The following is a 1,093-nucleotide window of genomic DNA, read 5'->3' as shown; positions in this document are numbered from 1 at the left end:
GCGGCTTCCCGCGGGTGCAGGCCACCGCTCCAGGCGGGCGCAGGCCGACGCCCCGCTCCCAGCTGTGGGGCGGCCGCCCTGCGACCGGCCCGGCGCGTCAGACACGGCGGTTCTCCTGCGCACGCGAGCCCTGAGCCTGCGTGCGCGACAGCGCGATCCGGCGCCGCGCGGGATCGACATCAATGATCTTCACGGTGAGCCTGTCCCCGACCTGAACGACGTCCTCGGGCCCGTCCACGGGCGGCGCCGCGAGTTCGGCGTTGTCCACGAACCCTTCGAAGCCGTCCTTCCGGTCCTCGATGCGGACGAAGGCACCGGACGGTACGAGCCTGGTGACCTCTCCGGCCACGATCCGGCCCACCTGCTGCGCGATCTGCAGCATCGGGTCTTCCTGCAGCGCTTTGAGGGACAGCGACACCCGTTCCCGCACCAGGTCGACGTCGAGGATCTCCGCCGTGATCCGCTGACCGACCGCGACGACGTCGCAGGGGTGGCTGACGGGGCGCCAGGACAGCTCGGGAATGTTGATCATCGCGGTGAAGCCGCCGATGTCGACGAACGTGACGCCGAAACCCGCGATCTCGGTGACGATGCCGGTCACGGTCCGGCCGCGGCGCAGGGTCTTCAGAGCGGCCCAGTCCCGGTCGCCCGGCGCCGGATCCGTGCGCCATCGGGCGCGCAGGACGCCATCGCCGTCGGGCAGCACGGCCGTGAACAGCGGGCTGCGCTCGTCGACGTACATCGACAGGACGGCAGCGGCACGTGCGCCGGCGATCTGCGCGGCGAGTTCCGCGAACTGGGTCTCGTCGGCGACCGTACTGGTGATCCGGCCGTCTTCCTCCTCCCACACGAATTCGACCAGGCCCTCGTCGGGGAGAGCGGCCAGGACCGCAGCGACGTCGGTGGAGAGGTCCGGCCAGACGGCCAGCCGGGCCCGCGGAGCCAGCCGGGCACGCACGTCGACAACGCCTCCCGCTGGCACCGGCTCGGCGACGGCTCGCTCGATGCCGTGCGTGCCCGGCTGGCTCCGCGGGTGGCCGGCGAGTTCCGCTCGGCGACGGCCGCGGCCCGGGCGTACGGAACGACGCCGCCC

At 72.8% G+C, this 1,093-nt stretch carries 1 protein-coding gene; it reads right to left on the bottom strand.

Annotated elements, in window-relative coordinates; translation table 11 throughout:
- Window positions 1-97: 97 nt before the first annotated feature.
- Window positions 98-958 carry a S1 RNA-binding domain-containing protein gene (locus ABZ885_RS41850; RefSeq protein WP_360200544.1) on the bottom strand — a complete coding sequence of 287 codons (861 nt, stop codon included), beginning with the start codon at window positions 956-958 and terminating at the stop codon, window positions 98-100.
- Between the last annotated feature and the right edge of the window lie 135 nt (window positions 959-1,093).

The organism is Kitasatospora sp. NPDC047058 (genome assembly GCF_040643935.1).
In the GTDB taxonomy this organism is placed as follows: Bacteria; Actinomycetota; Actinomycetes; order Streptomycetales; family Streptomycetaceae; genus Kitasatospora.
Note: the sequence above shows the minus strand (reverse complement) of the source record. Positions and strands in the feature narration are given on the sequence as shown.